The 6483-nt window shown below is 37.0% G+C and carries 6 protein-coding genes; 5 read left to right on the top strand and 1 reads right to left on the bottom strand.

Annotated features, from left to right (window positions below; translation table 11 throughout):
- Both argS and rbsK read left to right on the top strand, forming a co-directional pair.
- Positions 1-710 (top strand): arginine--tRNA ligase domain-containing protein (gene argS / locus EQ827_RS04975; RefSeq protein WP_181189889.1); only part of this gene is annotated, 710 nt, incomplete at its 5' end.
- A 211-nt stretch (positions 711-921) separates the two neighbouring features.
- Positions 922-1860 carry a ribokinase gene (gene rbsK, locus EQ827_RS04970; protein WP_181189888.1) on the top strand — a complete coding sequence of 313 codons (939 nt, stop codon included), beginning with the start codon at positions 922-924 and terminating at the stop codon, positions 1858-1860.
- On the opposite strand, the gene EQ827_RS04965 is transcribed toward rbsK, so the two are convergent.
- Positions 1846-2712: an RluA family pseudouridine synthase gene (locus EQ827_RS04965; RefSeq protein WP_181189887.1), complete on the bottom strand. Its 867-nt coding sequence runs from the start codon at positions 2710-2712 to the stop codon at positions 1846-1848. The two genes, rbsK and EQ827_RS04965, sit on opposite strands and share 15 nt — an antisense overlap.
- 80 nt (positions 2713-2792) lie before the next feature.
- Here EQ827_RS04965 and EQ827_RS04960 point away from each other — a divergent pair, with 80 nt between their 5' ends.
- From EQ827_RS04960 to EQ827_RS04950, 3 genes are all read left to right on the top strand, one after another.
- Positions 2793-4850: a transglycosylase domain-containing protein gene (locus EQ827_RS04960; RefSeq protein ID WP_181189891.1), complete on the top strand. Its 2058-nt coding sequence runs from the start codon at positions 2793-2795 to the stop codon at positions 4848-4850.
- 18 nt (positions 4851-4868) lie between these two features.
- Positions 4869-5210 carry a YlbF family regulator gene (locus EQ827_RS04955; protein WP_219912642.1) on the top strand — a complete coding sequence of 114 codons (342 nt, stop codon included), beginning with the start codon at positions 4869-4871 and terminating at the stop codon, positions 5208-5210.
- 84 nt (positions 5211-5294) lie between these two features.
- A complete protein-coding gene (locus tag EQ827_RS04950; RefSeq protein ID WP_181189886.1) occupies positions 5295-6482 on the top strand; it encodes a metallophosphoesterase family protein in 1188 nt (395 codons plus the stop codon).
- Position 6483: the final 1 nt, after the last annotated feature.

The raw sequence follows: 6483 nt of genomic DNA, 5'->3' as shown, positions 1-6483 counted from the left end.
ATGTTGTTGGTAGTGAACAAAGCATACATTTTGAACAATTAAAAGCCGTCTTAGCAAAAATGGGCTTTAGTTGGTCCCAAGATATTGAACATATTAAGTTCGGTTTAATTACTTCTGGTGGGAAGAAGCTTTCTACACGCGCTGGCCGAGTGATTTTATTAGAGAATGTTTTGCATGATTCTGTTAAATTAGCACAAGAACAAATCGATGAAAAGAACCCTACACTGCAGAATAAAGCTGAAGTAGCTCATGCGGTTGGTGTTGGTGCCGTTATTTTTCACGATTTAAAAAATAATCGGACCGATAGTTTTGATTTTAAACTAGATGAAGTTGTGCGTTTTGAAGGTGAAACTGGACCTTACGTTCAATATACTCATGCGCGTGCAATGAGCATATTACGTAAAGCTAATTATACAGTAGATGCAACGCAAACTCAGTTAACTGCAGTAGATGATAATACTTGGGAGATTATTAAATATTTAGCGCAATTTCCTAATATTGTTCAGCAGGCAGCTATGCAGCGTGAACCATCAATAATTGCTAAATTTGCGTTACACTTGGCTAAGTCCTTTAATCATTACTATGCTCATAACAAGGTTTTAGTAGCAGATGATCAATTAACTGCGCGTTTAAATTTGGTTCACAGTGTAACGATTGTTTTAAAAGAGGCTTTACGTTTGCTAGGAGTGCAGGCTCCAGATGAAATGTAAGCTCTCAGTTTTTAAAAATTTGCCAGTAAATAAGAATTGATGTTGTTTTTCGATGGAGTTGAGGTTATATGTTGCCTTAACTCCATTTTTAAATTGACTATTAATTTTTTAGTTAGAAGGTAATTTTAATATTTCAGATAAGCTTTGGATTGGTATAATGAACAAGGATATTTAGATTTAAAGCTTTGATTTTATAATTAAGGAGATAATTATGGTTAATAAAATAGTTGTATTAGGAAGTATAAATTTAGATTCAATATTAAAAATTGAACGTCTGCCCCAAGCAGGTGAAACTTTAAGTATGCTAGATAAAAGTTCTGCTCCTGGGGGTAAAGGTGCTAATCAAGCAGTAGCAGCTGCTCGTGCAGGCGGAGCTAATACTGCTTTTATTGGGCGAATTGGTAAGGATGATGCTGGTGACATTTTAAAAAATACTTTGCAAAAAGAAAAAATAGATGTTTCCCAGCTTGTGGTTGATTCAACACATGGTACAGGACAAGCTTATATTTTATTGCAAGCGACTACGGGCCAAAATAGTATTTTGGTCTATGGTGGTGCTAATCAATGCTTGACTGGCGATGATGTTAAAGCAGCACAAAGTTTAATTAAAGCAGCTGATTTTTTAATTTGCCAATTTGAAACGCCTATAGATGTTACTATACAAGCCTTTACTTATGCCCATCAGTTAGGCGTAAAGACGATTCTTAATCCAGCACCAGCAGTCAAAACTCTGCCGGCAGAACTTTTAGCAGTAACCGATTTAATTTGTCCGAATGAAACTGAGGCTCAAGCTTTAACTGGCATAGCAATTACTAATCAAGATTCTATGCAGCAAGCGGCGGCTAGTTTTGCTCGTCAGGGTTGTCCACGGACTATTATCACAGTTGGAGATCGAGGTGCTTATGTGTCTGATCAGCAACAAAATTTAGAACAATTCGTTGCTGCTTTTAAGGTGAAAGCGGTGGATACTACTGCCGCTGGTGATACTTTTATCGGTGCTTTAACAGCCTCCTTGCAGCCGGACTTTAGTGATTTAGTTGAAGCTACGACTTTTGCTAATCGTGCTTCATCATTAGCAGTACAAAAATTGGGTGCTCAGCCATCAATTCCAACTTTGGAGCAAGTCCAAGCCGCTTTAAATAGAGGTTAGTTGGTAAAAATTGTGAGGAATAGCAATTGCAATATTTTTTTGCTGTGTAGAAAAGGGCAACTGATAACCCAGTTGATAAGCGTGAAGATACATGCTGGTTGCTGAAGGACCATATAAGGGATCTCCTACAATAGGCATTTTAAGGGATTGAAGATGAACGCGAATTTGATGAGTTCGGCCAGTTAATAAGGCGAGTTTAACTAATGCATATTTATAATTGTGTTGAATGATTTGATATTTTGTCTGCGCAAATTGTCCTTGAACAGTAATTTTTCGCTTCCGAGGGTCACTAGGATCAAGACCAATATTAGCGGTGATACAGCCTTGCTTATCAATCTTAGGGTTATAGACTGTCACAGCGATATAGGTGCGTTGCATAATTTTTTGGGATAATTGACGATTAAAAATCGGTACAACCAATGGATTTTTGCCAACCATGATTAAGCCACTAGTCATCTTATCTAAACGATGAATCATGAGTGGATTATATTGCAAATATGTGCGTACTTGATTAAAAAGTGTTTGTGTTTCTTGGGGCTGGTTGGGGTGCGTTTTTAGACCAGCAGGCTTGTTAATAATTAATAAGTCTTGATTTTCGTATTGAATATGAAAGCCAATATGTTCTGCTGGTAAATAATTTTGGCTTTTAATAGTGGTATCGAAGAATAAGTCAATATTATCTCCGTTATTTATTAAGTTATTAAAGGGCTTGTAACTACCATTAACCAAAAAACCACGTTGAATTCGCAGCTCATGCTGCCATTTACGTGGAATGAGCCATGTTTTTAATGCAGTACGAATGGATAATGGTTCAGCGAAACTTTGAATTTTAAAATGACGTTCTAAAATCACGTGCGACCTCCAAGATATGGTAGAATACAAATATGAAACATACTGAAAATTTAACTATTAAACAACATTTAAAAGCTTGGATGCAAAAATTTATTCAGTTCTTGCGGTATTTTACGAAGCGTTATCATGTCGTTCGTTGGCTGATATTATTGTTTTTAACTACATTTTTATTGCTCAGTGCTGTTTTAACTTTTCGCGCCAAAACTGCCAATATCGGTAATCTCAAAGCTTCTTTACAAACAACGACAACTATTATGGATGCTTCTAGCCAAAAGGCTGGATCTTTATATTCCCAAAAGGGTACCTATGTTAACTTAGATCAGATTTCACCCACGATGCAAAATGCTGTTATTTCTACAGAGGATCGTACATTTTGGACGAATTCTGGATTTAGTCTGCGTGGTTATGCACGTGGTGCTCTAGGATTAATTATCCATCATCGTATTAGCGGTGGTGGCAGTACCATTACTCAACAACTTGCTAAAAATGCTTTATTGACGCAAAAACAAACATTAATGCGTAAGGCTGAAGAATTCTTCTTGGCTGTAGAGATTAATCATGTTTACAGCAAAAAAGATGTTCTATCCATGTATTTAAATAATTCTTATTTTGGCAATGGTGTATGGGGAGTTCAAGATGCCTCCCGCCGTTATTTTGCATGTGATGCCCGAGATCTAACTGCTGCCCAAGCAGCGACTTTGACGGCAATGTTACGTAATCCTAGTTATTATGATCCCCTTCGTAATCCACAAAATTCCCGCCAACGCCGTAATTTAATCTTACAATTAATGGCTGATAATCACAAACTAACCGAAAACCAAGTGACTTTAGCTCAAAAAGAGCCTTTGAATATAACTAATGGTTACCAACGACAAAATGGTTATCGTTATCCGTCTTATTTTGATGCAGTAATTGCTGAAGCTGAGACGAAGTATCATTTGAGTGAGGATGATATTTTAAATAAAGGCTATACTATTTATACTTCTTTAAATCAAAATATCCAACAACAAATGCAAGAGAGCTTTGAAGATGATAGTTTATTCCCTGATAATGCCGCTGATGGCACAATGGCACAGGGAGCATCAATTGCAATTAATCCTCGTAATGGTGGGGTTAGTGCAGTTGTGGGCGGACGAGGACAGCATGCTTTTCGGACTTTGAATCGTGCCACCCAGATGAAACGCCAGCCGGGGTCAACTATTAAACCTTTGGCTGTTTATACACCTGCCATCGAAAAGGGCTACCGCATTAATTCAATGTTGCCTAATCAAGTTACAAGTTTTGGTAAGAATCATTATACGCCTACTAACGCTGATGGTTCATCTTCTGCAGAAATTCCCTTGTACCAGGCTTTAGCACAGAGTGAAAATATTCCTGCTGTTGCATTACTAGATAAAATTGGCGTTAATAAAGGCGTAGGATCGCTAGAAAATTTTGGCATAAAAGTTCCTAAGTCTGATCAAAATTTGGCTTTAGCATTAGGTGGTTTACAAACAGGCTTAACTCCTTATCAGCTGGCTCGAGCATATACCGCCTTTGCAAATGATGGTCGGTTGGCGAATACACATTTTATAACTAAAATAGTTGATGCTACCGGTGCAGTAATTGCTCAAAATCATAATGATACGCCACGTTTAATAATGAGTAAGTCTACTGCTAAAACTATGACTAGTTTGATGTTAGGTGTGTTTGATCAGGGAACTGGTCAAAGTGCTAAGCCTTATGGTCATCGCTTGGCTGGAAAAACCGGCAGTACGGAAGTGCCAACTGAATATGGTTCAGGAACGAAAGATCAATGGATAGTAGGTTATACTCCCGATGTTGTGGTAGCAACTTGGGTGGGATTTGACAAAACGGATCAAAATCATTTTCTTCAAAATAGTAGCACTCAAGGAATTGCTCCGTTATTTAAAACTGAATTAGAAACTATTTTACCTTATACTAAAAACACAGCTTTTGGCGTGGAAGACGCAGCAACGATTGCTCAACGTAATCAGCACCATTCACCTCAGGGTTGGTTGGAAGATTTTGGCGGTGAAATGCGAAAAAAAGTCGAAGATACTATTAATAATTTTAATAATACTCGCCAGGGCGTCAGTCAATGGTATAATCAAATTAAAGGTCTTATTGGACACTAAAAAGGAGAGTATTATTTTATGATTAACGTTTATGACACCGCTAACCGATTGGAAAGTGAATTACGCCAAACTCCCGAAGTTATGGGCTTACAAAGTGCTTTTAGTCAAATGAAGGCTGATGCAATGGCTTATAGCCTGTTCCAAAAAATGGAAAAATTGCAGGCCGATTTTCAGCAAAAGCAAGTCAGTGGACAAGAAATTAGTGATGAAGAAATTAAAAATTTACAAACTATTTCTGGTCAGCTAACAAAATTTGATTCTGTTCAGCGTCTAATGGAACAAGAACGTAAAGTGAATGCGATGATGGAAGAATTAAACAAAATCATTTCTAAGCCGCTTGCTGAGATATATCAAGGATAATCATCACAAAATTATTTTGAAAAATTTTAACAGAGGGGACTAGGACAAGATTTTGTCCCGGTCTTTTTTTGTAGGAGGACAGTAATGAAATTCATTCATACTGCTGATTTACATTTAGGCAGTCCTTTTAAGGGCTTGACTAATTTACCTAGCGCTATTCGGCAGGCAGTGCATAATTCCATTTATCAAGCGTTTGATACTCTAGTAGCGCAAGCGATTGATTTAAAGGTTGATTTTATCGTTATTGCTGGAGATGAATTTGATAACGTGGAACGTGATTTGCAGGCTCAACTTTATCTGCAGCAAAAGTTTTTAGAATTAGCTCAACACCATATTCCGGTTTTTTTGATTTATGGTAATCATGATTACTTAACTTCATCTCAAGCAATTGTTTCGTATCCCAGCAATGTCCACGTTTTTGGACCACAAATTTCTACCGTTACTTTAAAATTAGTTAGCGGTTTACGGATAGCTGTAAGTGGCTTTAGTTATGATCAGAATCATTTAACAGCAAATAAAGCACAATCCTATCCAGCACGCCTAGACAATGTTGATTATCAGATTGGAATTTTACATGGAGAAATTGGCCAGACAAATCAAAATAATTATGCACCATTTAGTGTCGAAGATTTACAAAGTAAGGGTTATGATTATTGGGCGTTAGGCCATATTCATCAACGGCAAATTATTAATAAAAATCCCTATATAGTTTATCCGGGTAATCTGCAGGGGCGTCATCGTAAAGAAACAGGCGCTAAAGGCTATTATTTAGTGGAGTGGGATGGACAACAAACTAATCTGGAATTTAGAGCTGTAGCCCCAATTATTTGGCAGAATCAGCAATTAGATGTAGCTCGAATTCAAGATTTGGATACCTTAATTAAACAAATCACACAAACAATTGCTAATAAGCAAAATACTTTAGTAGAATTAACATTTACAAATTATGAAAAATTGAGCACTACGATTCAAGGCTTAATTGATTCCGGTGAATTGTTGGCCACTTTACAAAAAAATGCCCAATCTGAGCATTTTAATTATATTTATCGTTTTCACCGGCAATTTACAACCAAAACTATTTACCAAGCGATTGATGAACCGTTCTGGAAGCAAGCGGCTCAAGACGTTTTTACTAAAGCTAATCTCCAACAGCATTTAGGTAAATTGCAACAAGTAGCAGCCATTAGGGATGTCTATCAAAATCCAGACTTTTTAGCTAAGCTACAACAAACCGCGATTGATATCATTAGTCAAAATAAAATGGAGGATTAAA

Source organism: Bombilactobacillus bombi, assembly GCF_013607485.1.
GTDB lineage: Bacteria > Bacillota > Bacilli > Lactobacillales > Lactobacillaceae > Bombilactobacillus > Bombilactobacillus bombi_A.
This window is presented reverse-complemented; position numbering and strand designations above follow the sequence as displayed.

Excerpts from the sequence above, each read along its gene's own strand:
- EQ827_RS04950 (WP_181189886.1), top strand. The coding sequence starts at position 5,295 with ATGAAATTCATTCATACTGCTGATTTACATTTAGGCAGTCCTTTTAAG.
- rbsK (WP_181189888.1), top strand. The coding sequence starts at position 922 with ATGGTTAATAAAATAGTTGTATTAGGAAGTATAAATTTAGATTCAATA.
- EQ827_RS04960 (WP_181189891.1), top strand. The coding sequence starts at position 2,793 with ATGCAAAAATTTATTCAGTTCTTGCGGTATTTTACGAAGCGTTATCAT.
- EQ827_RS04955 (WP_219912642.1), top strand. The coding sequence starts at position 4,869 with ATGATTAACGTTTATGACACCGCTAACCGATTGGAAAGTGAATTACGC.